The organism is Curtobacterium sp. MCJR17_043, assembly GCF_003224315.2.
Classification (GTDB): Bacteria; Actinomycetota; Actinomycetes; order Actinomycetales; family Microbacteriaceae; genus Curtobacterium.
Window position 1 is genome coordinate 2,330,556 of record NZ_CP126259.1, and the last position, 23,313, is coordinate 2,353,868.

Consider the following 23,313-nt stretch of genomic DNA (forward strand, 5'->3'; position numbering starts at 1 on the left):
CCGCGGTCGTCGCCGTCCTCGTCATCCGGGCCCGCAACCGGCGGCGCACCGTCGCGGCCCGGCGCGAGCAGGAGCAGTCCCTCGCCGAACTCCAGCGACGCGCCGGTGGGGCACTCGTCACGATCGACGACGAACTGCGCACGGCCGAACAAGAGGTCGGCTTCGCGGCGGCGCAGTTCGGCGAGGACGCCGCCGCCCCGTTCGCCGAGACCGTGTCGATCGCCAAGCGCGAGGTCCGCAAGGCCTTCGCCCTCCAGCAGCAGCTCGACGACGAGGTCCCGGACACGCCGCAGGAGCGCGCCGATTGGGCGAACCAGATCATCGCCATCTGCGAGCAGGCGCACGCGGCCATCGAGTCGCAGACCGAGTCGTTCGACCAGCTGCGCTCGCTCGAAGCGGGCGTCGACACCGCCGCCGCCGAGCTGACCGCCGCCCTCGGGACCGCTCCCGCCGCCGTGGCCGTGGCCCGTGCGGCGCTGGAGCGCGTCCGGACGGCGTACACCGGTCGGACGCTCGCGACCGTCGCCGACAACGTCGACCAGGCCGAGCAGGTGCTCGCGTACGCCGACGAGCGTGCCGGTGCCGCTCGGACGGCGCTCGCCGCGGGCGACCGGGGCGAGGCCGTCGTCGCGGTCCGGGACGGGCAGCACGCGCTGGCCCAGGTGCAGCAGCTCACCGGCGCCGTCACGGCAGCGGAGCGCACCTTCGCCGACGCCGCCGAGCGTGCCGAGGCGATGCGCGCCGACATCGAGGGCGACATCGCCGCGGCCGCCACCCTCCGCACCGGCGGCCCCGACCTCGCGGCCACGGTCGCGCGGGCGCAGCGGGTCCTCCGTGCCGACGTCGACCCGCGTGACCCCGTCGGGGCGGTCGACGCGCTCACGAAGGCGAACACGGACATCGACGCCGCCCTCGCGACCGCCCGCACCGCCGAGGAGCAGCACCGTCGCGCGACCCAGGCCCTCGACGCCGCCCTCCGGGACGCCCGTTCCCGGATCGGCCAGGCGCGCGAGTTCATCACCGTGCACCGCGGAGCCGTCGGCCCCGCCGCACGCACCCGCCTGTCCGAGGCCGAGCGGGCCTTCGACGACGCGCTCGACCTCGCCACCACCGACCCGCAGCGGGCGCTGCAGGCCGCCCGTGCCGCGGAGCAGTACGCGGCGGCGGCCATCGACGAGGCGAACGACGACACCACCGGGTGGCCCGGCGGCGGCATGGGCGGGATGGGCGGCGGTCGCGGCGGCCCGCAGCTCGGCGGGCTCGTCACCGGTCTCGTCCTCGGCGGGCTGCTCGGCGGTCGCGGCGGGAGCTACGGCGGCGGCAGCTTCGGCGGGGGCGGCTTCGGCGGCGGGTCGTTCGGCGGCGGGGGGTGGCTTCGGCGGCGGGGGGTGGCTTCGGCGGCGGGGGGCGGCGGGGGGTGGCGGCGGCTTCTCCGGCGGCGGCCGCTTCTGACCGGTCAGACCCACCCAGACAACCAACCACGAAAGGGACACAGCAATGGCAAAGCAGACCATCTTCGGCCGGATCTCCTCGCTCGTCCGGGCGAACATCAACCAGATCATCGACGACGCCGAGGACCCGCAGCTGATGCTCGACCAGCTCGTCCGCGACTACTCGAACAACATCGCCGACGCCAAGAGCGCCATCGCGCAGACGATCGGCAACCTCCGCCTGCTCGAGCAGGACAACGAGGAGGACGTCCGCGCCGCCCAGGAGTGGGGCCAGAAGGCGGGCAACGCCTCCGCCGCAGCGGACAAGTACCGCGCCGAGGGCAAGACGGCCGAGGCCGACAAGTTCGACAACCTCGCCAAGATCGCCATCGGCAAGCAGATCGCCGCCGAGCAGGAGGTCAAGGACAACGCCGCACCGCTCGCCACGCAGAACGAGCAGGTCGAGAAGCTCAAGCAGGGCCTCGCCGGCATGGAGCAGAAGCTCGAGGAGCTCCGCGCCAAGCGCAACAGCCTCGTCGCCCGCGCCAAGACCGCGGAGGCGCAGTCGAAGGTGAACGACGCCATCGGCACGATCGACATCACCGACCCGACGAGCGACCTCGCGCGCTTCGAGGAGAAGGTCCGTCGCGAAGAGGCGAAGGTCATCGGCCAGCAGGAGCTGCAGGCGTCGAGCCTCGACGCGCAGTTCGAGAGCCTCGAGGACGTCGGCCGCGACGCCGAGGTGGAGGCCCGTCTCGCAGCCCTCAAGTCCGGCGGGACGTCCGCGGTCTGACACCGCGCACCACCGGCAGCTCCGGACGACGTCGGACCCGGCTGACAGACTGACAGGATGCGCTTCCTCGTGGTCGGTCAGTGGCAGGGTTCGGCGTCGTCTCGCGCCATGCGGCTCGCGGACGGAGCCGCCGCCGTCGCCGCGGACCTCCCCCCGAGCCGCGACGACCACGATCGCCGTCCCACCCGGTGCGGGCGACCGGCTCGACACCGCGGTCGCCCGCTACACCTCGGTCCTCTCCGTCTCCGGGTCCGTCGCCGAGGAGTGCGCCGTCGCGAGCGAACCCGTGCTCGTCATCGGCGGGGACGGCTCGACCGTCCTCGGTGCCTCGGTCCTCGTCGGCCCCGACACCACCGTCGTCCGGTTGTCCGGCTCGAGCGGCTACCGAGCGCTGAACCGCGCGCAGCCGGTCGCCGCCGAGACGGCCGCGCTGCGCCTGCTGGTCGACCGCCCGGCAGACCTGTTCCCGGAGCTCCCGGTCGTCCCCGCCGCGTCCGTCGTCGTCGCGGGCACCCGCGGGACCGAGGGGGCCGAGGCGGCCGCCCTCGAGCGCGCCGGCGTCGCACACCTCGACGTGGACGCGGCCACGCCCGACGCGCTCGCAGCCGCCGTCGAGCGGACCGGGGCCACCGGGGTCTTCGTCCACGTCGACCTCGACGTGCTCGACCCCTCCGAGGTCGACGGCCTGCTGGAACCCGTGCCGTTCGGACTCGACGGCGCCGCCCTGGTCGCCCTCGTCCAGGCGGCCACCGCCGGCCGACGGCTCGTCGGCGCCGCACTCACCGGCTTCGCACCCGTCGACCCGGAGCGGGCGGTCGACGACCTCGGCGTGATCCTCCGGATCGTCGGCGCACTCTCCACCGCAGCACGGGCCTCCTGACCCGCCCGTCCACACCGGACGCTCCACACAGCGCAGCGCTCCCGGCCGGGACCCCACCCCGGGCGGCTACGCTCGGCCCCATGACGGACTACGACCTCATCGTGATCGGAGCCGGCGCTGTCGGCGAGAACGTGGCGGACTACGCCCACAAGCGCGGCCTGTCGGTCGCGGTCGTCGAAGCCGAGCTCGTGGGCGGTGAGTGCTCGTACTGGGCCTGCATGCCGTCCAAGGCCCTCCTGCGCAGCAGCCACGCGGTCGCCGCGGCCAAGCGCCTCGGCGGAGCGGAGGAAGCCGTCACCGGCACCGTCGACGCTGCCGCCGTCCTGGCCCGTCGCAACTCGTTCACGAGCAACTGGGACGACGCGTCGCAGGTGCAGTGGCTCGAGTCGTCCGACATCGCGCTGATCCGCGGGTACGCGAAGTTCACCGGCGCGAAGACCATCGAGGTCGACGGGACCTCGTACTCGGCCGGGGCCGTCGCCGTCGCGACCGGCTCGCTGCACACGCTGCCGCCGGTCCCCGGACTCGAAGCGGCGAAGCCCTGGGGCACGCGCGAGGGCACGAGTGCGCAGGAGGTCCCGGAGAGCCTGCTCGTCATCGGCGGCGGTGTCGCCGGGTCCGAGCTCGCCACCGCGTGGGCGGCGCTCGGCGCGAAGGTGACACTCGTCGCCCGCCACGGCCTGCTCGGCGGGATGGAACCGTTCGCCGGTGAACTCGTCGGCGACGCCATGCGCGAGGCCGGCATCGACGTCCGCACCGGCGTCAACCCGACGCGCGTGGACCGCGACGAGCACGGCCTCGTCACGACGACCTTCGACGACGGCACGACGCTCGTCACGAGCGAGGTCCTCGCCGCGACGGGCCGCGCCCCGGGCACCGGCAACCTCGGGCTCGAGGCCGTCGGACTCACCCCGGGCGAGTGGCTCGAGGTCGACGACACCATGCTCGTCACCGGCACCGACTGGCTCTACGGCGTCGGTGACGTGAACCACCGCGCCCTCCTCACCCACCAGGGCAAGTACCAGGCCCGCGCCGCCGGTGAGGCGATCGCCGCCCGCCTCCAGGGGAAGCCCGTGCACGCGGAACCGTGGGGCGCCCACGTCGCCACGGCCGACCACGCCGCGGTCCCCCCAGGTGACCTTCACCGACCCCGAGGTCGCGAGCGTCGGCCTCACCGAGGAGCAGGCCCGGCAGCAGGGCATCGACGTCCGTGCGGTCGAGTACGACCTCGGCGCCGTCGCCGGCTCGGCACTGCAGGCCGACGGCTACACCGGGCGCGCCAAGATGGTCGTCGACGAGTCCCGCGGGGTCGTCGTCGGCGTGACCTTCGTCGGGCAGGACGTCGCCGAGATGCTGCAGGCCGCGACGGTCGCCGTGGTCGGCGAGGTCCCCGTGCACCGACTCTGGCACGCCGTGCCCGCCTACCCGACGATGAACGAGATCTGGCTCCGCCTGCTCGAGACGTACGGCCGACCCGAGTAGCCGGTGCTGAACCCGCTCGTCGACTCGCCGGTGTCCCGCGCCGGGTGGGCGTTCGCGACGGCCGTCGGCCTCGCGATCGGCCTGACGCTGTCGACGGGGCCCGTGCGGGTCGTCGACGGGCTCGTCGTCTGCCGGGGCCTGCCCCGCTGGGTCTTCCGGCGTGGCGGGACCTGCGTCGGCTCGGTGTAACTCACCCGGGACAACGACGGCGACCGGGTCCTGCGGCACGAGCGGGTGCACGTCGACCAGTGGCGGCGGTACGGCATGCTCATGCCGCTGCTGTACGCGCTGGCGGGGCGCGACCCGCTGCACAACCGCTTCGAGATCGAGGCCGGACTCGAGGACGGCGGCTACCGCTGAGCGCCGAGCGCCTGCCCGCGCCCGGCTCGGCGTCGGCCGCGGCGTCCGCCGGTCACGCACAACGGAAACCGGCTCGAACCACGGACTCCCGTGGTTCGAGCCGGTTTCCGTTGTGCGGCGCCGGACCGCGCCGGCGCCGGACCGCGTCGGCCCCGTCGGACCCGGATCGCGCCGGCCCCGTCGGACCCGGACCGCGCCGATGCGCGCAGCGCGCAGCGCGCCCGTCAGCGCGCGCGACGCGGCACGACGAGCGGCGTGCCGGTCTCCGGGTCCGGCACGACCACGCACGGCAGGCCGAAGACGTCCTCGACGAGCTCCGCGGTCACGACCGTCGCCGGCGGCCCCTGCGCCACGATCACCCCGTCCCGCATCGCGATCATGTGCGTCGCGTACCGGGCAGCCTGGTTGAGGTCGTGCAGGACGGCCACGACCGTGCGACCGGCCGCGTGCAGCGTGGACGCGAGCTCGAGCACGTCGTACTGGTGCGCGATGTCGAGGAACGTGGTGGGTTCGTCGAGCAGCACGATGTCGGTCTCCTGCGCGAGCACCATCGCGATCCAGACGCGCTGCCGCTGGCCACCGGACAGCTCGTCGACGCCGCGGTCGGCGAGGCCCACGATGTCCGTCTGCGCCAGGGCGGCCTGCACGACCTGCCGGTCGGTGCCGCTCGAGGGGTGCAGCAGGTCCTGGTGCGGGAAGCGTCCGCGGGACACGAGGTCGCGCACGCTGATGCCGTCCGGGGCGATCGGCGTTTGCGGCAGCATCGCGACGCGCCGGGCCACGGCCTTCGGGCGATAGGACGTGATCGGACGGCCGTCCAGGTAGACCGTCCCGGCGGTGGGCTTGAGCGTCCGCGCCAGCGCCTTGAGGAGCGTCGACTTCCCGCAGGCGTTCGGACCCACGATCACGGTGAGCTCACCGTCCGGCACGTCGACGTCGAGCCCGTCGACGACCACGCGGTCGTCGTAGCCGAGCCGCAACCCGCGGGCGCCGAGTGCGGTGACGGGCGCCTCGGGGGGTGAGGACGCTGGCAGGGGTCAACACTCCGCCTTGCCGTGGCGCCAGTAGCCCATGAACGCGACCTGCTTCCGGTCCAGCCCGACTCCGCGCACGAGGTGGCGTCGGAGTTCCTTGACGCAGCCGGCCTCCCCCCGCGATCCAGGCGTAGACGGGCAGGTCGTCGTCCTCGCGCGGGACGTCCCAGAGCACCTGGTGGTCCACGTCGACGTCCGCGAGTTCCACCGGCACCGCCGCGCGCCCATCGGTCAGGACGGGAGCCGGCACCGCGACCGTCGATGCCCAGGCCTGCACGTGGTCGGTCATGCGGACGCCGTGCGACGCGCCGTTGCGGGCGATCCACCGCACCTCGACGCCGGCGGGCGCGGAGACGGGCAGGCGGTCGGCGTCGGTCGGGACCTCGATGAACACGTGTCCGACGGCCGAGACGTCGAGGGCCTCGAGGATCGCGCAGATCGCGGGAGCGGCCGTCTCATCGCCCGCGAGGAGGATCCGGTTCGCCGACCCGGGCGCGAACTCGGCCGCGCCGGACGGCAGGTCCTCGGGCGACTCCGGGACGCGGGGGGCCGACGATCCGCAGTTCGTCGCCGACACGGCACGCGGACACCCAGCGCGAGGCCGGCCCGCCGTCCCCGTGGGCGACGAAGTCGATGTCGAGCTCGTGCGCGTCCGGACGGAAGGAGCGGACGGTGTACGTGCGGATCGGGTTCCGGGTGGCGTCCGGCAGTGCGCGCCACGCCGCGAACCAGTCCTCGCCCTCGGGCAGGTCGGAGAACCCGTGGCCGTCGAGCGGCAGGAGCACCTTGATGCGCTGGTCCAGCCCGACGGCGGAGAACTCCGCGAGTTCGGCACCGGTCAGCGTCACGCGGACGAAGTGCGGGGTGAGCGAGGTGACGGCCGCCACGCGGACGGAGAAGACGCGGTACCGGGCAGCCACACATCGAGTATGGCATGCCTTACCTAACGAGAGAAGGACGGTTCATGTCGCAGCCCGCGTCGGCTGCGACACTGGGACGGTGTCCGTGCACGATGACGAGTTCTCCGACGTCCCCGCCCTGGCCGCCGCGAGCGGCGTGACGGAGCCGCTCCGCGCCTCCCGGCAGGTGGTGCCGACCGTCCCCGGTGGTGACGTGTCGGCGATCCGTTGGTCGCGCACCGGTCCGCCGGTCCCCGCTCGGGAGGCCCGGATCACCTACCTGCACGGGCTCGGCATCGACGCGCACAGCTTCGACCAGACCGCGATCGCCGTCGACGAGCCGGCCGTCGCGCTCGACCTGCCCGGGCACGGGCGGTCCGCGTGGCGTGCAGACGCCGACTACGCCGCCACCACCACGGCCCCCCACCGTCCTCGCCGCGCTCGACGCCCTGGACGTCCCGCCGGGCATCGTCGTCGGGCACTCCCTCGGCGCGATCCTGTCCGCCCGCCTCGCCGCCCTCGCACCGGAGCGTGTCACCGGTCTCGTGCTGGTCGACATGTCGCCGGACTTCGCGCAGCGCGCCGTCGACCGGATCGCCCGCGCACTGGAGGCCGAGGAACCGTTCTCGGACCTCGACGAGGTCGTCGACCGGGCGATCGCGGCCCGCGTCGGCGACGACCGACCCACGCTGCTCCGCGAGGCCCGGCACACCACGCGGCTCGGTGCCGACGGTCGGCTGGTGCGACGCCACCACTTCCCGCACCTCGGCGTCGGACGGTCGGCCTCGGTCGGGCGCTTCGCCGACGCCTGGCCGGACCTGGAGCAGCTGGACGTACCGCTGCTGCTCGTGCGCGGGGACCGCGGGTACGTCTCCCCCCAAGCTGCACCAGTCCTTCGCCGAACGGCTCCCGGATGCCACGATCGTCACGGTCGCGTCCCGGCACGCGGTGCAGACGCAGGCGCCCCTGCCCCTCGCCGCTGCCATCCGGTCCTGGGCGACCACGCACGGTTTGTCGGACGGCGTCGAAGAACCCCCCCTCGACTTCGTCGGAGCCCTGACACCGCCGGTGCGACGCATCCCGGTAGCCTCGTCCGAGCGCCGCTGACGACCGTCGTCGCGCCGCCCTCGTTCCGGACCCTGCGTGGCCCGGCTCCGGGAAGGAACCCAGCATGCGTCCGCTCCACCGCACCGCACTCGCCGCGACAGCACTCGTCGTCGCGACCTCGGTCGCCCTGGCCGGCTGCTCCGGCGGCCCCGACGAGACCCGTGGCGGTCCCGACGCGACGGTCCGGGTCGGCCTGGTGCTCGAACCGACGAGCCTCGACATCCGCACCCAGTCCGGCAACGCGCTCGACCAGGTCCTCATCGACAACGTCTACCAGGGGCTCGTCGGCCGGACCGCCGACGGCGGGATCCGCGACGTGCTGGCGTCCTCGCACGAGGTCTCGGACGACGGCCTGACGTACACGTTCACGCTCCGCGAGGGCGTCACCTTCCAGGACGGCGAGCCGCTCACGGCGGACGACGTCGTGTCCTCGCTCGAGGACGTCAAGGCGAACGACTCCTACGTCGACGCGGACGACCTCGCCTCGGTCGACACCGTGACGGCGACCGGCGACGACCAGGTGCAGCTCCGGCTCACCCGGCCCGACTCCGAACTCCTGTGGAACCTGACCGGACGCGCCGGGCTCGTGCTCGAGCAGGGCGCTGACGGCGACCGGACGAAGACCGCGAACGGCACCGGGCCGTTCGAGGTCGCGAACTGGAAGCAGGGCGACTCGCTCACCTTCAAGCGGAACCCGGACTACTGGGGTCCGAAGGCGAAGGTCGGCACGGTCGTCTTCCGGTACATCACCGACCCGTCCACGGCCGTCAACGCGATGGCCGGCGGGGACCTCGACGTCCAGACCGCGGTGGACGGCACGCTGAAGGGGCAGCTGGAGGGCACCTCCGGCATCACCCTGCACACCGGCAAGACCACCGACAAGTACACGCTCGCCTTCAACGACCGGAAGGCGCCCTTCGACGACGTCCGCGTGCGCAAGGCGATCCGGCAGGCGATCGACCCCAAGGCGGTCATCACGGCCATCGGCGGCGGCGGCGTCGAGCAGGGCGGCCCCATCCCGGCGCTCGACCCCGGCTACCAGGACCTGACCGACATCGACGCGTACGACCCCGCGTCGGCGCGGAAGCTCCTGCGGCAGGCCGGCGTCACGAAGCCCACGCTCACCCTCACGTACGCGAACGTCTACCCGACGGCCATCGGCGACGTCCTGACCTCGCAGCTCGCCGAGGTCGGCATCACGCTGAAGGTGCGGCGCGTGGACTTCGCCACCTGGCTCGACACGGTGTTCACGAAGAAGGACTTCGACCTCAGCATGGTCAACCACACCGAGGCGCGGGACTTCGGCAACTGGGCGGACCCGGACTACTACTTCGGCTACGACAACGCACAGGTGCAACGGCTGTACGCCGCGGCCCTCGCCACCACCGACCAAGACGAGAAGGTCCAGGCGCTGCGACAGGCCGCCCGGATCGTCAGCGAGGACGCCGCTGCCGAGTGGCTGTACACCGCGACGACGACGACCGCGGTCCGTGACGGCGTCTCGGGCTTCCCGTTCGACAGCACCACGACCCGGCTGGACCTGGCGGACCTCGCGGTCTCGTAGCATCGCACCGTGACCCGATTCCTCGTCGGGCGGGTGCTCCTGCTCGCCGTCGGCCTGCTCGTGGCGAGCCTGATCGTCTTCGCGACGCTGCGCGTGCTCCCCGGGGACGTCGCACAGGTCGTCGCCGGGGCCGAGGCGACGCCCGCGCAGGTCGCAGCGCTCCGGGAGCAGCTCGGGCTCGACCGTCCGGTCGTCCTGCAGTACCTCGACTGGATCGGCGGGCTGTTCCACGGCGACCTCGGGAACTCGCTCGTGACCCGCGGGCCGGTCGCACCGGAGATCGCGGAGAAGCTCGCGGTCACGCTGCCGCTGGCCGGCATGTCCCTGGCCGCCGCCCTCGTGGTCGGCGTCCCGCTCGGGGTCCTCGCCGCGGTCCTCCGCCGCCGTCCGGGTGGGGCGGTGATCTCGTTCGCCGCACAGGCCGTCGCGGCGGTCCCGGTGGTCTGGGCCGGGCTGCTCCTGGTCGCGCTGTTCGCCGTGACGCTGCACTGGCTGCCGGTGCAGGGCTTCCCGCTCGACGGCTGGCGGGCGCCGGGCCGGGCGTTCGCCGCGCTCGTCCTCCCCGCGCTGACGATCGGTGCGGTCGAGGGCGCCGTCATCCTGCGCTTCACCCGCTCGGCGACGCTGTCCGTCCTCGACGCCGACCACGTCCGGACCGCCGCAGCGGTCGGGCTCACGAAGACCCGCGCTCTGCTCCGGCACGGCCTGCCCAGCGTCGCCCTGACCGTGCTCGCCGTCCTCGGGGTGCAGATCGCCGGGCTGCTCGTCGGAGCGGTCGTCGTCGAACAGGTCTTCTCGCTCCCGGGCGTCGGCCGGATGCTCGTCACCGACGTCGGCCGGCGGGACATCACGAAGGTGCAGTCCGAACTCCTCGTCCTCACCGGTCTCGTGCTGCTCGTCGGGTTCGCCGTCGACGTGCTCCACCGTGCGCTCGACCCCCCGGCAGCGGGAGGCCGCCTCGTGACCGTGCTCCGTCGTCTGCTCCGCACCCCGACCGGGCTCTTCGCCGTGGTCGTCCTCGGGCTGCTCGTCGTCCTCGCAGCCGTGTCGCTCGTCTGGACACCGCAGGACCCGTTCCGCACCGACCCCGCGGCGCAGTGGGGTCGACCGAGTGCCGCGCACTGGTTCGGCACCGACGCCGTCGGCCGCGACATCGCCAGCTACCTGCTCGCCGGGACCCGCACCACGCTCGTCGTCGCGGTCGGCTCCGGCGTCATCGCGAGCGTCGTCGGCGTCGTCCTCACCGCGATCGGGTCGCTCACCGCGCGCTGGGTCCGCGAGGGGACGGCCGTGCTGCTCGACGTGCTCGTCGCCTTCCCCACCCTGCTCACGGCGATGCTCCTCACCGCGGTGTACGGCGGCTCCCTCGGCGTCGTCGTCGTGTCCGTCGGACTCGCCTCCGGTGTGACGATCGCCCGCGTCGCCCGCGGGGAGATCCGCCGCATCGCCCGGAGCGACTACGTCGTCGCAGCGCGGGCCTCCGGCGTCGGTCCGGCCGGCGTGCTCTTCCGGCACCTCGTCCCGAACGCCGCGCCCCTGTTCACCGTGCAGCTGTCCCTCGCGATGGCGACGGCGGTCCTCGCCGAGGCCGGCCTGTCCTACCTGGGCTACGGCGCCGATGCGGGCACGGCCTCGTGGGGACGGTTGCTGTCCGACCTGCAGACCTACATCGGTGTCCACCCCTGGAGTGCGACCTGGCCGGGTGCCGCGATCGCGGTCGTCGTCGCGGCGCTCTCCCTCCTCGGTGACGCCGTCCGCGACGCGACCGACCCCCGGCTCGGCACCGGCCGACGGGACGGCGACGACCGCGGTGCCCGCCCTGCTGACGGGGTCCCGGGCGTCACCGGGTCGGAGGGCATCGCATGACCGCCGACGCCCCCACCTCGCGTGGTCTGGACGTCCGCGGCCTGACGGTCCGGATCGCCGACCGGACGGTGCTCGACGACGTGACGTTCGCCGTGCCTCCCGGCCGTCGCGTCGGCGTGATCGGCGCGTCCGGGTCCGGCAAGTCCATGACGGCGCTCGCGCTGATGGGTCTGGAACCGGCGGGTGCGGCCGTCACCGGCAGCATCCGTCTGGACGGGCGTGAGCTCGTCGGGCTGCCGGACCGCGAGCGCGCGCGGACCCGCGGCGCCGCGATCGGCATGGTGTTCCAGGAGCCCGGCACCGCACTCGACCCGCTCCGCCGGGTGGGGAAGCAGATCGCCGAACCGCTGCGCCTGCACCGCGGGCTCGACCGCCGGGCGGCCGCCGAGGCCGCCGTCGGCCTCGCGCGCGACGTCGGCCTGCCCGACCCCGAGCTGCTCCTCCGCCAGTACCCGCACCAGCTGTCCGGCGGCCAACGGCAGCGTGTCTGCATCGCGATGGCGATGGCGGGGGGAACCGGACCTGCTGGTCGCCGACGAGCCGACCACCGCCCTGGACGTCACCACGCAGGCCCGGATCCTCGACCTCTTCGAGTCGCTCACCGCCTCCAGGGGGGGCCGGCATGCTCTTCGTGACGCACGACCTGGCGGTGCTGTCCCGGATCGCCGACACCGCGGTCGTGCTGGAGGCCGGACGTGTCGTCGAGCAGGGCCGGGTCGCCGACCTGCTCGCCGCGCCCCGGCACCCCGCCACCGCGGCGCTCGTCGACGCGGCCCGCGCCACCGCCAGGAGGACCCCGTGACCGACCTCCCAGCACCGGCCACTGCGGGCGCACCGGCACTCGCCGCCGCCGACCTGCACCGCACCTACCGACTCCCCCCCGCCGCGGACCGTTCGAACCCGGCGCGCTCCGCACCGCCGTCGACGGCGTCGACCTCACCGTCGCCGCCGGTTCCCGGCTCGGCATCGTCGGTGAGTCCGGGTCCGGCAAGTCGACCCTCGTCCGTCTGCTGGCCGGACTGGAGGCCCCCCTCCACCGGCACCGTGCACGCCTCCGGCCGCTCCGTGGACGCCCGCGCTTCGGCCGCCGCCGGCAGGTGGTACCGGCGGGAGACCGGCATCGTCCTCCAGGACCCGGTCGCCTCGCTCGACCCGCGGATGCGCGTCGGGGCCGTCGTCGCCGAGCCCCTCCGGGCGCTGCGGATCGAAGGCGACCACCGGGCGATGGTCGCCGCCGTGCTCGAACGGGTCGACCTGCCCGCCGATGCCGCGGACCGGTACCCGCACGAGTTCTCCGGCGGGCAGCGGCAGCGCATCGCGATCGCGCGGGCGGTGGTGCACCGTCCGCGGATCCTGTTCGGGGACGAACCGATGAGCGCCCTCGACGTGGTGGTCCGGGCGCGCGTGATCGACCTGTTCCGCTCGTTCGTCGACGACCTCGGCGCGACGGTCGTGCTCGTCTCGCACGACATCGGCGTCGTCCAGCGGCTGTGCGACACCGTCGCCGTGATGAGCGCCGGGCGCATCGTCGAGCACGGGCCGGTGTCCCTGCTCGACGCTCCTGCCCACGAGGTCACGCGGGCGCTGGTCGCGGCGGCACCGACGCTGCCGTAGCGGCGCGCTCCTCCCCCGGGTTCCAGAACCGCGGCATCTCGCGCCGCCAGATGTGACGATCGTGGAACCTGGACGGTGAGCGAGCGGCGAATCGTGGAACCGCGACGGGCGGCGCAGGGCACTCGGCGCTCGGGCGTCGACGGCGCTACCAGCCGGCCGGGTGCCTCCGCTGCCAGCGCAGCCGCCGTTCGAGCTGCGCCCCGATCGCCAACAGGATCCGCTCGCCACCCGGGCGCCCGATCAGCTGCACGCCCATCGGCAGGCCCGCGCCGTCCGGGTGTCCCTCGGCGGTGACCCCGACGGGCAACGTGATCGCGGGCAGCCCCGACACGTTCGCCATCGACGTCCACGGCGAGTACGCGCACTGGCGGCGGAAGTCCTCCTCCGGGTCGTCGCCGTACCAGCCGAGGGGCCGCGGGGTCATCGCGAGGGTCGGCGTGAGGACCGCGTCGAACCGGTCGAACGCCCGGATCAGGGCGATCGAGAACGCGTCGAGCCCGGCCATCGCATCGAGGACCTGCGTGCTCGTCACCGCCCGCCCGCGCTCCACCAGCCAGGCGACGAGGGGCGTCAGAGCACGCAGGTCGATGCCCGGGATCCGGGCGATCCCAGCACCGGAGGACTCCCAGGCGACCCGGAACGGCTCGGCGTACGGCGCGCACGGCATCGCCACGTCCTCGACCCCGTGCCCGACCTCGCCGAGGACCCGCACGGCCGTGTCGACCGCCTCGCGCGCGGCCGGGTCGACGACCACGTCGACGGAGTCGTCCCACGGCGAGCCCTCGAGCACGCCCACGACGAACCGCCCCTCGCCCCGGACGGCGGCCGCGGTGAAGGGGCCGTCGCCGACGTCGGGCGTCACGAGCGCGTACGGCTGGCGCTCCGGCAGCCCGGTCGGTGCCACGAGCGCGTCGAGGAGCATCCCGGCGTCGGCGACCGTCCGGGTGAGCGGTCCGGCGACGGCCAGTCCGCCCAGCCCGGCGCGTCCGGGCATGGACGGCACCCGGCCGCGACTCGGCTTGAGCCCCACCAGGCCGGTGGCCGCCGCCGGGATCCGCACCGAGCCTCCGCCGTCGGACCCGACGGCCGCCGGCAGCAGCCCGGCTGCCACGGCGACGGCGGCACCGCTCGACGACCCACCCGGGGCGCGGGTGGTGTCGTAGGGGTTCCGCGTCGTGCCGAACCGCGTCTCCGACGAGGACGACATCCCGAACTCGGGCGTGGCCGTCTTGCCGAGGCTGATCGCCCCGGCGGCGTCGAGCGCGGTGACGAGCGGGTGGTCGGCCTCCGCCGGGTCTCCCGGCAGGGCGGCGGTGCCCGACCGGGTGGGGACGCCGCGACGGTCCGTCAGGTCCTTGTCCCCGGACGGGAGGCCCCACAGCGGTCGTGACGTCGGCACCAGGTCGCCGAGGTGGTCGGCCCGGGCACGTGCAGCATCGGCGGTGACCGTGACGAAGGCGCCGAGCTCCGCGTCGAGCCGGTCGATCCGGGCGAGGTAGTGGTCGGTGACCTCGCGGGCGGTGGCGTCGCCGCGGCGGATCCAGTCCCAGAGTTCCTGCGCGGACAGGTGGTGGAGTTCGAACACGGACCGAGCCTAGGCGGACGCGGTCGGACCCGGTCCTTGACCGTGCCGTGGTCCGGGGCCAGGCTCGCCGTATGGACTTCGGCGGAGTGCTCGGCGCGGACGCTCCTGACCCCGAGCTCGAGCAGCGGGCCGCGGTCCGTGCGCTCGGGTTCGACGTCGCCGGTCTCGTGGCGCAGCGGCACCTCGAGGACTCCGGCTCCCTCGGCGTGCAGACCAGCGAGTCCGACGGTGTGCTCGTCGGTAGGACCGTGTCCCGGCAGTACACGCTCTGGCGGAACCCCGACGACCGCGACGACCCGGTGAACCTGGCGGTGCTGGACGACGAGCGGCGGCGGTCGCTCGAGGAGGTCCCGCCGTGGCCGCGCCCGGACTGGCTCGTCGCGACCGTCGAGCGCCTGCGGTACCCGATGCTCTGGGAGGCGGTCCAGACGCACTGGTCCGCACCCGGTCCGACCCGTCCCACGGCGGCGGAGACCCTCGTCCAGCACGTGCAGAACGTCCTCGTCAACCAGTACCGCGACGAACACGCCCTCCCCGACCTGACCGCCGAGCACACCTGGCCCACCCTGGTCGACGAGCGGAGCGTCCAGTCCGGGCACCCCCCTCCTGGTCGACGGCGCCGAACGCCCGGGACTGCTCCTCGACACGGACCCGTTCGTGCTCGGCCTGGCCGCGGAGCTCGACGACGGCCGTCTCCTGACCGCGGTGCTCCCGCGCGACGAGCTGTCCCTGCTCACCATCGCCTTCGACGCGGCGGTGCAGCTCGACCGCATCGCTGCAGACCGACCCGGCAGCATCGCACCCGACCGGCCTGGCGGCACCGCAGCGGGCTAGTCCGCCCGAAGCGCCTCGAGCACCCGCAGTTCCTCGTCCGCCGTCAGCCCCGACCGCCGGACCCGTCCGACCCCGCGGGCACGCTCGTCGTCGACGACGCGTCGCACCGTGTCGACGAGCGGCCGAGGTGTCCCGCCTGCAGCGAGGAACGCCCGACCGGCCCGCCGCGCGAAGCCGACCTCGCTGACCGGGATCCAGAGCGGTAGGGACATGGGACCGGCCCAGTAGCCGACCCCCCTGCGCCAGGAGGGAGTCGTCGTCGCCTGCCACGAGCCTCCCGTCGAACCCGGTCACGTCCGCCACCGCGTCGACGAAGGTCCGCATCGACGTGCTCGACCCCACGGCGTCCACCGTGCCGACCGTGCCCGTCCGTCCTGCCCGGACGATCCACGCCGCGAGGTCCGCGACGTCGACGACCTGCACCGCCCGGTCGTCGAGGACCGGCGTCAGCACTTCGCCGCCGCGGAGGAGCCGAGCGGGCCAGTACCCGAACCGATCGCTGGGGTCACCCGGTCCGACGACGAGGCCGGGTCGGACCACGAGCGCATCCGTGCCCCGTACACGACGGGTGGCGCGCTCGCCGGTGGCCTTCGCATCGGGGTACTGCGTCACGTCCGCTGGCTCGACGACCGGGGCGTCCTCGTCATCACCGGCCCGGTCGGTCCGCGCGTACACGGAGACCGTCGACACGAACGACCAGTGTGCAGCCGCCGACGAGAGCGCCTCGAGCGCGCCCTCGACGTGCGCCGGGTCGGTCGCGAGCTCGACGACTGCGTCCCAGTCCCCGAGCACGTGCTCGTACGCGCCGGTGTCCGAGCGGTCGGACCGGACGAAGCGTGCACCGGTCGGCGGCGCCCCGGACGCACCACGGGCGAGGCAGGTCACCTCCGCGCCGTCCCGCAGAGCGGCCTCGGCGATCGCCCGCCCGAGCCATCCGGTCCCACCCAGCACCAGCACGCGTCGCATGCGGTCAGTCTGGCAGCGTGGGGACCGGACGGGAGGCACAGGACGGGCGCGCACCGCGCCTCCCGTCCGGTCGGTGGCCGGCCCGACGAGGTGGGACGATGGACGGATGACCGCCACGCTCGTCGCCAAGGGGCTCGCCGGCGGCTACGCCGCCCGCACGCTGTTCGACTCCCTCGACCTCACGGTCGCACCCGGTGACGTGATCGGCGTCGTCGGGGTGAACGGGGCCGGGAAGTCGACGCTGCTGCGCCTGCTCGCCGGGGGGCGACGAGCCGCTGGCCGGGACCGTCTCGCTGTCACCGACCGACGCGTTCGTGGGGTGGCTGCCGCAGGAGCACGAGCGCGTGCCCGGCGAGACGGTCGCGGCCTACGTCGCACGACGGACCGGCTGTGCGGCGGCGGCGGCGGAGATGGACGCGACGGCCCTGGCGCTCGGCGAGCCGGACGCCGGCGATGCCGCGGCGGACCGGTACTCGGTCGCGCTCGAGCGCTGGTTGGCCTCGGGCGCCGCCGACCTCGACGAGCGGATGCCGGTGGTGCTCGCCGACCTCGGTCTGACGCTCGACGCGCGTGACGGCTCGGTCACGGCGGACTCGCTCATGACGTCGCTGTCCGGTGGGCAGGCGGCACGGGTCGGCCTCGCGGCACTGCTGCTCTCACGCTTCGACATCGTGCTGCTCGACGAGCCGACGAACGACCTCGACCTGGACGGCCTCGACCGGCTCGAGGAGTTCGTCCGCGGCCTCCGCGGCGGGGTCGTGCTCGTCAGCCACGACCGGGAGTTCCTCGCCCGCTCGGTGACGGCCGTCCTGGAACTCGACCTCGCGCAGTCCTCGAACCGGCTGTTCGGCGGCGGGTACGACGCGTACCTCGAGGAGCGCGAGATCGCCCGCCAGCACAAGCGCGACGCGTACGACGAGTACGCCGCGACGAAGGCCGACCTGGTGTCCCGTGCGCGGACGCAGCGCGAGTGGTCCAGCCAGGGCGTGCGCAACGCGATGAAGAAGGCGCCCGACAACGACAAGATCCGCCGCAAGGCCGCGAGCGAGTCGAGCGAGAAGCAGGCGCAGAAGGTCCGGCAGATGGAGTCGCGCATCGCCCGGCTGGACGAGGTGGAGGAGCCGCGCAAGGAGTGGCAGCTCGCGTTCACCATCGGCCAGGCCCCGCGGTCCTCCGCCGTCGTGGCGACCCTGTCGGACGCCACGTACGTGCAGGGCGACTTCACGCTCGGGCCGGTGTCGCTGCAGGTGAACGGCGGCGACCGGATCGGCATCACGGGGCCGAACGGCGCCGGCAAGTCGACCCTGCTCCGCGCGTTGCTCGGGCGCCAGGAGCCGACGACGGGCACCGCGTCCACCGGGTCGAGCGTCGCGATCGGCGAGGTCGACCAGGCCCGGTCGCTGTTCACGGGGACCGAGTCGCTCGCGGCCGTGTTCGAGGGCCTCGTGCCGGAGATGAACACCGCGGACGTCCGGACCCTGCTCGCGAAGTTCGGGCTGAAGGCGGACCACGTCGGCCGTGCCGCCGGTGAGCTCTCCCCCGGCGAGCGCACCCGCGCCGGACTCGCGCTGCTGCAGGCCCGCGGGGTGAACGTCCTCGTGCTCGACGAACCCACGAACCACCTGGACCTCGTCGCCATCGAACAGCTCGAGCAGGCGCTCGAGTCCTACGAGGGCACGCTGCTGCTCGTCACGCACGACCGGCGGATGCTCGACACGGTGCAGCTCGACCGGCAGTGGCGGGTCGAGGCGGGGCGGGTCACCGAGGGCTGAGACCCGCCCTACTGTGGGCTCATGGACCTCGCGGAGTGGGAAGAGCGCGTCGACGCCCTGTGGGCGGACACGCAGGTCGACGACGAGGGCCGGATCCGGCGCATGCGTGCCCTCGCGGCGACGGCACCGCACCCGGCGCTCGGCGCGTTCGAGCTCGGTGGCGCCCACGACTCCGGTGGGCAGGAGGCCGAGGCGGACGTCGAGTACTCCCGCGCCACGGCAGCGGGCCTCGACACCGTCGACCCGACCCTTGCTGCACAGATGGTGATCCAGCACGCCTCGACGCTGCGGAACCTCGGTCGGACGGACGAGGCGATCGCCATGCTCCGGGCCGCACCGGCACACCCGGCCGTCGGCGATGCGCCGGCGGTGTTCCTCGCTCTGGCCCTGCACAGCGCAGGACGGAGCGACGAGGCGCTGCGGCTCGCCCTCGAGACCATCGAACCGACGCTGCCGCGCTACAACCGGTCGGTCCGCGCGTACGCGGCGGCGCTCACCGGCGACTGACCGGGCAGCGCCACACCGCGGTCAGTGTCCGCCGACACGGTGGAACGGGCAGCCGCCCGACCGGGTCGCGCCGCCGTGGGACCGGGAGGCCCGCACCTTCCCTCCGGACGCCGGCTTGGTGGGCAGACGGCGCCGGTTGACCCCGAGGCCCTCGTCGAGCACGGTCAGTCGCGGGTCACTGAGGGTCGCCACCGCAGCTGCGAGCCCCGCGATCGCGAGCTTCTCCCCGGGGCACCGGTGGCCGGTCGCCGGGTCCGCTCCGCCGTGCGGGATGAAGGTCCGGATCGCCTCGTAGTCGTCGACGCCGAGGAATCGCGTCGGGTCGAACCGCTCCGGCTCCGCCCAGGACGCCTCGTCCGTGTCGGTCCCGAGGATGTCGAGGACGACCCGACCGCCCGCCGCCAGGTGCTCGCCGTCGAGCTCGACGTCCTCGCTCGCCCAGCCGGGCAGCATCGGGACGAAGGGCGCCGTCCGTCGGATCTCCTGCGCGAACGCGGTCGCCAGCGGGCCGTCCACGAGGGATCCGCGGGTGCGGGCCTCCTCGGCGAGGCGCTCGCGCCACTCCGGGCGGTCGTGTAGCTCCGCGGCGGCGAACGCGACGAACCGGGCGACGGCGATCATCGGGCGGATGCTGTTCTGCAGCTCGATGCCGGCGGTCGCAGCGGGCAGGAGCAGCGCGGAGCGGTCGCGGTGCCACGCCCACTCGTACAGCGCAGTGCCCTCCGCGGGCTCGAGCTCGCCGGCCCGGACCGCGCGGATGAGTCGCTCGGCGTGCCGGTCGGACCACCAGCGGTTGGCCGCGGCGAGCAGGTACTCCGGCGAGTACGGTGCACCGAACCCGTCGACGATCTGCGCGAGGCGGGCGGCCCAGCGGGTCTTCGCATCGGCGGTCCCGGGCAGTCCCGCCCACCGCATCGACGCACGGCCGAAGGCGCCCACCGCGGCGTCGTAGGCGGACCGGCGCCCACCGGCGAGCCAGTCGTCGAGTTCGCGCTGCCACTCCTCCGCGAAGAGCTGGGTCAGCCGCGCGACCTGCTCGTCCTCGTACGCGACGTCGAGGAACGTGGCCTTGCGGTGCCGGTGCTCGTCCCCGTCGAGGCTGTGCACCGACCCGTCACCGAACAGGGTCTGCTGGACGATCGCGGGCATCGCGCCGTGGCGGGCGATCCGGTCACCGTCGTAGAAGAGGTCGACGGCCTCGCTCCCGCGGACGAGCAGGGCGTCCTTGAACAGGAACCGCATCGGCACCGCCCGGGCGCCGTCGGACGCACGGCGCCAGATGTGGGCGCCGAAGCCGTAGCCGCGGGTGAGCAGGGACACGGAGTCGTCGATCGCCATGCGCCCATGCTGCCGGGAGCCGCCCGGCCGTCCTCCCAAGGGCCGCCGCGGGAACCGTGACCGTTGGGGTACGGCAGACTGCAGAGACCAACTCCAGGAGTGTTCTTCATGTTCGTGCTCGCCATCCTCTTCCTCGTCGTCGCGCTCGCTGCGCTGTGGTTCCGCACACGGACCTACACCACCCCGGCCCGACCGGCGACGCCGGGTCGAGAGGCCCAGGAAGCGGCACCCACCCGTCGCCCGAACCGCGTCGCCGCCTGGTTCGCCGTCGGGGCAGGCTTCCTGTTCGCCGTCTGCACGCTCGCGAGCACCCTCTACGCGCAGGACACCGGCGAGTCGAAGGTCCAGGTGGACATCTCCGGCAACATCGTCGGGCAGACGACCGACTCCGGCTTCCACTTCACGGCGCCGTGGGCGACGCTGCACACGTTCAACATCCGCAACCAGACGGTGACGTACATCAACGCGGTCAACGGCTCGGACTCGGACAACAACGGCAACGTCCGCTCCGGCCCGTACGTCACCGTCCAGGACCGGGACGGCGTCTCGTCGAACATCAGCCTGAACCTGCAGTACAGCATCGACGCGAAGGCCGTCACGGACATCTACCGGTCGTACAAGACCGAGGAGAACTTCAAGACGCAGTTCATCGGCAACTCCGTGCGGAGCGTCGTGCGCCAGGTCCCGAACGACTTCACCACGATCGCCCTCATCACCAAGCGCGGGGCGGTCGAGAAGTCCATGATCCAGGCGCTCGAACGACGGTGGCAGGGCTCGGGCGTGCACGTCGACAACTTCGCACTCCAGGAGATCACGCCCCCCGAAGTCGGTCACGGACTCGTACGCGGCCGCGCAGCAGGCACAGATCCAGGTGACGAAGGAGCGCGCGCTGCTCGACGCCAAGAAGGTCCAGGCGCAGCAGCAGGTCGCCGAGGCGCAGGGGCAGGCCGACGCGAACAAGGTGCTCAACGGCCAGCCGCTGTCGGACGCCGCGCTGAAGCAGCGGGAGATCGAGGCCCTGAAGAGCGCCGGTGACAACGGCTCGCTCATCGTCGTCCCGCAGGGCAGCGACAACATCCTCAGCCTGCCCGGCACGCGCGGCGGCTCGGAGTGACGGGCGGACCGGTCAGCGCGTGCCGGAGCGCCCGCTGCTCACGCGGCCCGGAGCGCCAGCGCCCGCAGCACCTCGGCGCACTCCTCGGCAGGGGTACGGTCGGCCGCGACGGTGACGTGGACCTCGTCCGCCTGCGGCGGCTCGAGCGTCGCCAGCTGTGAGTCGAGCAACGACGTCGGCATGAAGTGCCCGGACCGTGACGACATGCGCTGTCCGAGGAGCGCCCGGTCCCCCCGCGACGTGCACGAAGACCACCCCGGAGGCCCGGAGCACGTCCCGGTAGGACCGCTTGAGTGCGGAGCAGGTCACCACCCCGTTCGTACCGGCGGCGAGGTGTCCGCGGATCCATCCGGCCACGACGTCGAGCCACGGCCACCGGTCCTCGTCGCTCAGGGGTGTCCCGGCCTGCATCTTCGCGACGTTGGTCGCGGGGTGCATGTCGTCGCCCTCGGCGAAGGCCCATCCGAGCTCCTCGGCGAGCATCGCGGCGACCGTCGACTTGCCCGAACCGGACACGCCCATGACCACGAGCACCCGTGCGTCGAGCGGTACCGGCTGCTGGTCGGTCGCGTGTCCGCTCATCGGATGAAGACCCCCCGCGACGAGCACACCGACCAGCCCGGTGACCGAGATGAGGCACTCGAGCACCGACCACGTCTTGAAGGTCTGCCCGACGGTCGTGTTGAGGTAGCCCTTGACGAGCCAGAACCCGGCGTCGTTCACGTGCGACAGGAAGACCGACCCGGCACCGATGGCGAGCACGAGCAGCGAGGTCATCGGGGACGAGAGGTCCTGCGCGATCGGGGCCATGATGCCCGCGGCGGTGACCGTCGCGACGGTCGCGGACCCGGTGGCGACCCGGACGAGCGCGGACACCACCCAGGCGACGAGCAGCACCGACACGCCGGACTCCTGGACGGCGTCGGCGATCACGCCGCCGATGCCCGTGTCGATGAGCACCTGCTTGAAGCCGCCGCCCGCGCCGACGATGAGCAGGACGCCGGCCACCGGCGGCAGGGCGCTCTCGAGGGACTTCGCGACGGCCGACCGGTCCATGCCACCGCCGACCGCGAAGAACACCATCGCGTAGACGGTGGCGATGCCGATCGCGATCATCGGCGTGCCGAGGAAGTCGAGCACGCCGACCCACGCGCCGCCGGCGTCCGGCACCGTGGCCTCGCGGATCGCCTGCGCGAGCATGAGCACGACGGGCAGCAGGATGCCGACGAGGGCGACCGCGAAGGACGGGCTGCGCGGTTCGCTGATGACCCGGGTGAAGTCGCTCTTCCCGTTCGGCAGGGACGCCGTGTCCTGCGTGGCGGAGCCGCGGCGTGCCTCCCGGCCGGAGTGCGCGGGGTCCGCGTCCCGTGAGCCGAACATGTCCGGAGCGGGGACGTCGACCCAGCGTGCCGCGAAGCGGGCGAACACCGGACCGGCGACGACGATGACGGGGACCGCGAGCACGATGCCGAAGGCGAGCGTCGTCCCGAGGTCTGCGCCGACCGTCGAGACGGCCACGAGCGGACCGGGGTGCGGTGGGACGAACGCGTGCATGGTCGACAGGCCGGCGAGGGCCGGGATCGCGATCTTCATGATCGGGACGCTGCTGCGCTTCGCGACGAGCACGATGATCGGGATGAGGAGCACGAGGCCGACCTCGAAGAACATCGGCAGGCCGATGAGCGCGCCGATGAGCGCCATCGTCCAGGGCAGGGCGGCGGCCGAGGACCGGCGGACCAGCGTGTCGACGACCCGGTCGGCGGCGCCGGAGTCGACGAGCAGCTTGCCGAACATCGACCCGAGCCCGACGAGGATGCCGACGCTCGTCATGGTCGCGCCGAAGCCGTTGCCGAAGCTCGTGACCGTCTGTTCCGGGGCGAGACCCGCGCCGAGACCGACGCCGAGCGCGCCGATCGTCAGGGCGACGAACGGGTGCACCTTGAGCCAGGTGATGAGCGCGATGATCACCACGATGCCGACGAGGGCAGCGATGACGAGCTGTGGGATCGTGCCCGACGGTTCGACCGGCTCGGGGCCCGCCGCGAGCAGGGTGCCCGCCGCCGAGGTCTGGAGGTGAGGCATCTGCGCCCCTTCCTGGTGCAGCTCCTGCGCTGCGCCGTCCTGCTGCTGGTGGCTGGTTCGTGCCGGTCACTGTCCATCCCGACCGT

The 23,313-nt window shown here is 73.6% G+C and carries 16 protein-coding genes and 7 pseudogenes; 16 read left to right on the forward strand and 7 right to left on the reverse strand.

Translation table 11 applies throughout. The features are described from left to right. Window positions 1-1,497: 1,497 nt before the first annotated feature. The 4 genes and pseudogenes from DEJ15_RS12040 to DEJ15_RS12055 all read left to right on the forward strand — a co-directional run bounded on the left by DEJ15_RS12040 (window position 1,498) and on the right by DEJ15_RS12055 (window position 4,945). Window positions 1,498-2,223 (forward strand): PspA/IM30 family protein, encoded by a 726-nt coding sequence (locus DEJ15_RS12040; RefSeq protein WP_110825130.1) that lies wholly within the window; start codon window positions 1,498-1,500, stop codon window positions 2,221-2,223. 172 nt (window positions 2,224-2,395) lie between these two features. Beyond that, complete coding sequence (locus DEJ15_RS12045) at window positions 2,396-3,103, forward strand: arginase family protein (RefSeq protein ID WP_349814884.1); 708 nt, start codon at window positions 2,396-2,398, stop codon at window positions 3,101-3,103. An 80-nt stretch (window positions 3,104-3,183) separates the two neighbouring features. Then, window positions 3,184-4,585 (forward strand): annotated as a pseudogene (locus DEJ15_RS12050) (dihydrolipoyl dehydrogenase family protein). A gap of 3 nt (window positions 4,586-4,588) precedes the next feature. Beyond that, window positions 4,589-4,945: pseudogene (locus DEJ15_RS12055) on the forward strand (Fe-S oxidoreductase). Between the two features lie 224 nt (window positions 4,946-5,169). Here DEJ15_RS12055 and DEJ15_RS12060 read toward each other — a convergent pair. From DEJ15_RS12060 to DEJ15_RS12070, 3 genes are read right to left on the reverse strand one after another with little or no spacing between them, the layout of a single operon-like run. Then, a complete protein-coding gene (locus tag DEJ15_RS12060) occupies window positions 5,170-5,979 on the reverse strand; it encodes an ABC transporter ATP-binding protein (RefSeq protein ID WP_502866166.1) in 810 nt (269 codons plus the stop codon). Beyond that, window positions 5,861-6,499 carry a siderophore-interacting protein gene (locus tag DEJ15_RS19570; protein WP_284176203.1) on the reverse strand — a complete coding sequence of 213 codons (639 nt, stop codon included), beginning with the start codon at window positions 6,497-6,499 and terminating at the stop codon, window positions 5,861-5,863. The genes DEJ15_RS12060 and DEJ15_RS19570 overlap by 119 nt, the downstream gene beginning before the upstream one ends. Next, the gene (locus DEJ15_RS12070) at window positions 6,435-6,899 is read right to left on the reverse strand and encodes a siderophore-interacting protein (protein ID WP_284175044.1); all 465 of its coding nucleotides are present in this window, start codon (window positions 6,897-6,899) and stop codon (window positions 6,435-6,437) included. Before DEJ15_RS12070 ends, DEJ15_RS19570 begins: the two co-directional genes overlap by 65 nt. 365 nt (window positions 6,900-7,264) lie before the next feature. Here DEJ15_RS12070 and DEJ15_RS18575 point away from each other — a divergent pair. From DEJ15_RS18575 to DEJ15_RS12100, 7 genes and pseudogenes are all read left to right on the forward strand, one after another. After that, window positions 7,265-7,399 (forward strand): annotated as a pseudogene (locus tag DEJ15_RS18575) (hypothetical protein); the annotation flags it as partial. 650 nt (window positions 7,400-8,049) lie between these two features. Next, entirely contained in the window at window positions 8,050-9,549 is a 1,500-nt protein-coding gene (locus DEJ15_RS12080) for an ABC transporter substrate-binding protein (protein WP_110825136.1), read from the forward strand. A gap of 9 nt (window positions 9,550-9,558) precedes the next feature. After that, window positions 9,559-10,513 (forward strand): annotated as a pseudogene (locus tag DEJ15_RS19575) (ABC transporter permease). A 296-nt stretch (window positions 10,514-10,809) separates the two neighbouring features. Beyond that, a pseudogene (locus tag DEJ15_RS19580) lies at window positions 10,810-11,415 on the forward strand (ABC transporter permease); the annotation flags it as partial. Continuing rightward, window positions 11,412-12,050 (forward strand): ATP-binding cassette domain-containing protein, encoded by a 639-nt coding sequence (locus DEJ15_RS12095; RefSeq protein ID WP_502866099.1) that lies wholly within the window; start codon window positions 11,412-11,414, stop codon window positions 12,048-12,050. The pseudogene DEJ15_RS19580 and the gene DEJ15_RS12095, both read left to right, overlap by 4 nt. Further along, a complete protein-coding gene (locus DEJ15_RS19585) occupies window positions 12,038-12,217 on the forward strand; it encodes a hypothetical protein (protein ID WP_502866100.1) in 180 nt (59 codons plus the stop codon). Before DEJ15_RS12095 ends, DEJ15_RS19585 begins: the two co-directional genes overlap by 13 nt. A 263-nt stretch (window positions 12,218-12,480) precedes the next feature. Continuing rightward, complete coding sequence (locus tag DEJ15_RS12100) at window positions 12,481-13,029, forward strand: ATP-binding cassette domain-containing protein (protein ID WP_349814886.1); 549 nt, start codon at window positions 12,481-12,483, stop codon at window positions 13,027-13,029. A 145-nt stretch (window positions 13,030-13,174) separates the two neighbouring features. Here DEJ15_RS12100 and DEJ15_RS12105 read toward each other — a convergent pair whose 3' ends face one another. Then, window positions 13,175-14,614 (reverse strand): amidase, encoded by a 1,440-nt coding sequence (locus DEJ15_RS12105; protein WP_110825139.1) that lies wholly within the window; start codon window positions 14,612-14,614, stop codon window positions 13,175-13,177. Between the two features lie 71 nt (window positions 14,615-14,685). Here DEJ15_RS12105 and DEJ15_RS12110 point away from each other — a divergent pair, with 71 nt between their 5' ends. Beyond that, window positions 14,686-15,654 carry a hypothetical protein gene (locus DEJ15_RS12110; protein WP_284176319.1) on the forward strand — a complete coding sequence of 323 codons (969 nt, stop codon included), beginning with the start codon at window positions 14,686-14,688 and terminating at the stop codon, window positions 15,652-15,654. A gap of 220 nt (window positions 15,655-15,874) precedes the next feature. Here DEJ15_RS12110 and DEJ15_RS12115 read toward each other — a convergent pair. Next, window positions 15,875-16,414 (reverse strand): annotated as a pseudogene (locus tag DEJ15_RS12115) (NAD-dependent epimerase/dehydratase family protein); the annotation flags it as partial. Window positions 16,415-16,520: 106 nt separating this feature from the next. Between DEJ15_RS12115 and DEJ15_RS12120 the strand changes: the two are divergent. After that, window positions 16,521-18,186, forward strand: a pseudogene (locus tag DEJ15_RS12120) (ABC-F family ATP-binding cassette domain-containing protein). 21 nt (window positions 18,187-18,207) lie between these two features. Then, the gene (locus DEJ15_RS12125; protein ID WP_110825143.1) at window positions 18,208-18,693 is read left to right on the forward strand and encodes a tetratricopeptide repeat protein; all 486 of its coding nucleotides are present in this window, start codon (window positions 18,208-18,210) and stop codon (window positions 18,691-18,693) included. A 21-nt stretch (window positions 18,694-18,714) separates the two neighbouring features. Here DEJ15_RS12125 and DEJ15_RS12130 read toward each other — a convergent pair whose 3' ends face one another. Then, the gene (locus DEJ15_RS12130) at window positions 18,715-20,031 is read right to left on the reverse strand and encodes a cytochrome P450 (protein WP_110825144.1); all 1,317 of its coding nucleotides are present in this window, start codon (window positions 20,029-20,031) and stop codon (window positions 18,715-18,717) included. Between the two features lie 108 nt (window positions 20,032-20,139). Between DEJ15_RS12130 and DEJ15_RS12135 the strand changes: the two genes are divergently transcribed. Both DEJ15_RS12135 and DEJ15_RS12140 read left to right on the forward strand, forming a co-directional pair. After that, window positions 20,140-21,066, forward strand: coding sequence for an SPFH domain-containing protein (locus tag DEJ15_RS12135; RefSeq protein WP_284175046.1), 927 nt, complete (start codon window positions 20,140-20,142; stop codon window positions 21,064-21,066). Then, window positions 20,993-21,145 carry a hypothetical protein gene (locus DEJ15_RS12140; protein ID WP_284175047.1) on the forward strand — a complete coding sequence of 51 codons (153 nt, stop codon included), beginning with the start codon at window positions 20,993-20,995 and terminating at the stop codon, window positions 21,143-21,145. The genes DEJ15_RS12135 and DEJ15_RS12140 overlap by 74 nt, the downstream gene beginning before the upstream one ends. Before the next feature lie 12 nt (window positions 21,146-21,157). Here the strand turns inward: DEJ15_RS12140 and DEJ15_RS12150 are convergent, their stop codons facing one another. After that, a complete protein-coding gene (locus DEJ15_RS12150; RefSeq protein WP_349814706.1) occupies window positions 21,158-23,227 on the reverse strand; it encodes a GntT/GntP/DsdX family permease in 2,070 nt (689 codons plus the stop codon). Window positions 23,228-23,313: the final 86 nt, after the last annotated feature.

Coding starts and splice junctions, on each gene's coding strand:
- DEJ15_RS12040 (WP_110825130.1), top strand. CDS start 1,498: ATGGCAAAGCAGACCATCTTCGGCCGGATCTCCTCGCTCGTCCGGGCG.
- DEJ15_RS12080 (WP_110825136.1), top strand. CDS start 8,050: ATGCGTCCGCTCCACCGCACCGCACTCGCCGCGACAGCACTCGTCGTC.
- DEJ15_RS12095 (WP_502866099.1), top strand. CDS start 11,412: ATGACCGCCGACGCCCCCACCTCGCGTGGTCTGGACGTCCGCGGCCTG.
- DEJ15_RS19585 (WP_502866100.1), top strand. CDS start 12,038: ATGCTCTTCGTGACGCACGACCTGGCGGTGCTGTCCCGGATCGCCGAC.
- DEJ15_RS12110 (WP_284176319.1), top strand. CDS start 14,686: ATGGACTTCGGCGGAGTGCTCGGCGCGGACGCTCCTGACCCCGAGCTC.
- DEJ15_RS12125 (WP_110825143.1), top strand. CDS start 18,208: ATGGACCTCGCGGAGTGGGAAGAGCGCGTCGACGCCCTGTGGGCGGAC.
- DEJ15_RS12130 (WP_110825144.1), bottom strand. CDS start 20,031: ATGGCGATCGACGACTCCGTGTCCCTGCTCACCCGCGGCTACGGCTTC.
- DEJ15_RS12135 (WP_284175046.1), top strand. CDS start 20,140: ATGTTCGTGCTCGCCATCCTCTTCCTCGTCGTCGCGCTCGCTGCGCTG.
- DEJ15_RS12150 (WP_349814706.1), bottom strand. CDS start 23,227: ATGCCTCACCTCCAGACCTCGGCGGCGGGCACCCTGCTCGCGGCGGGC.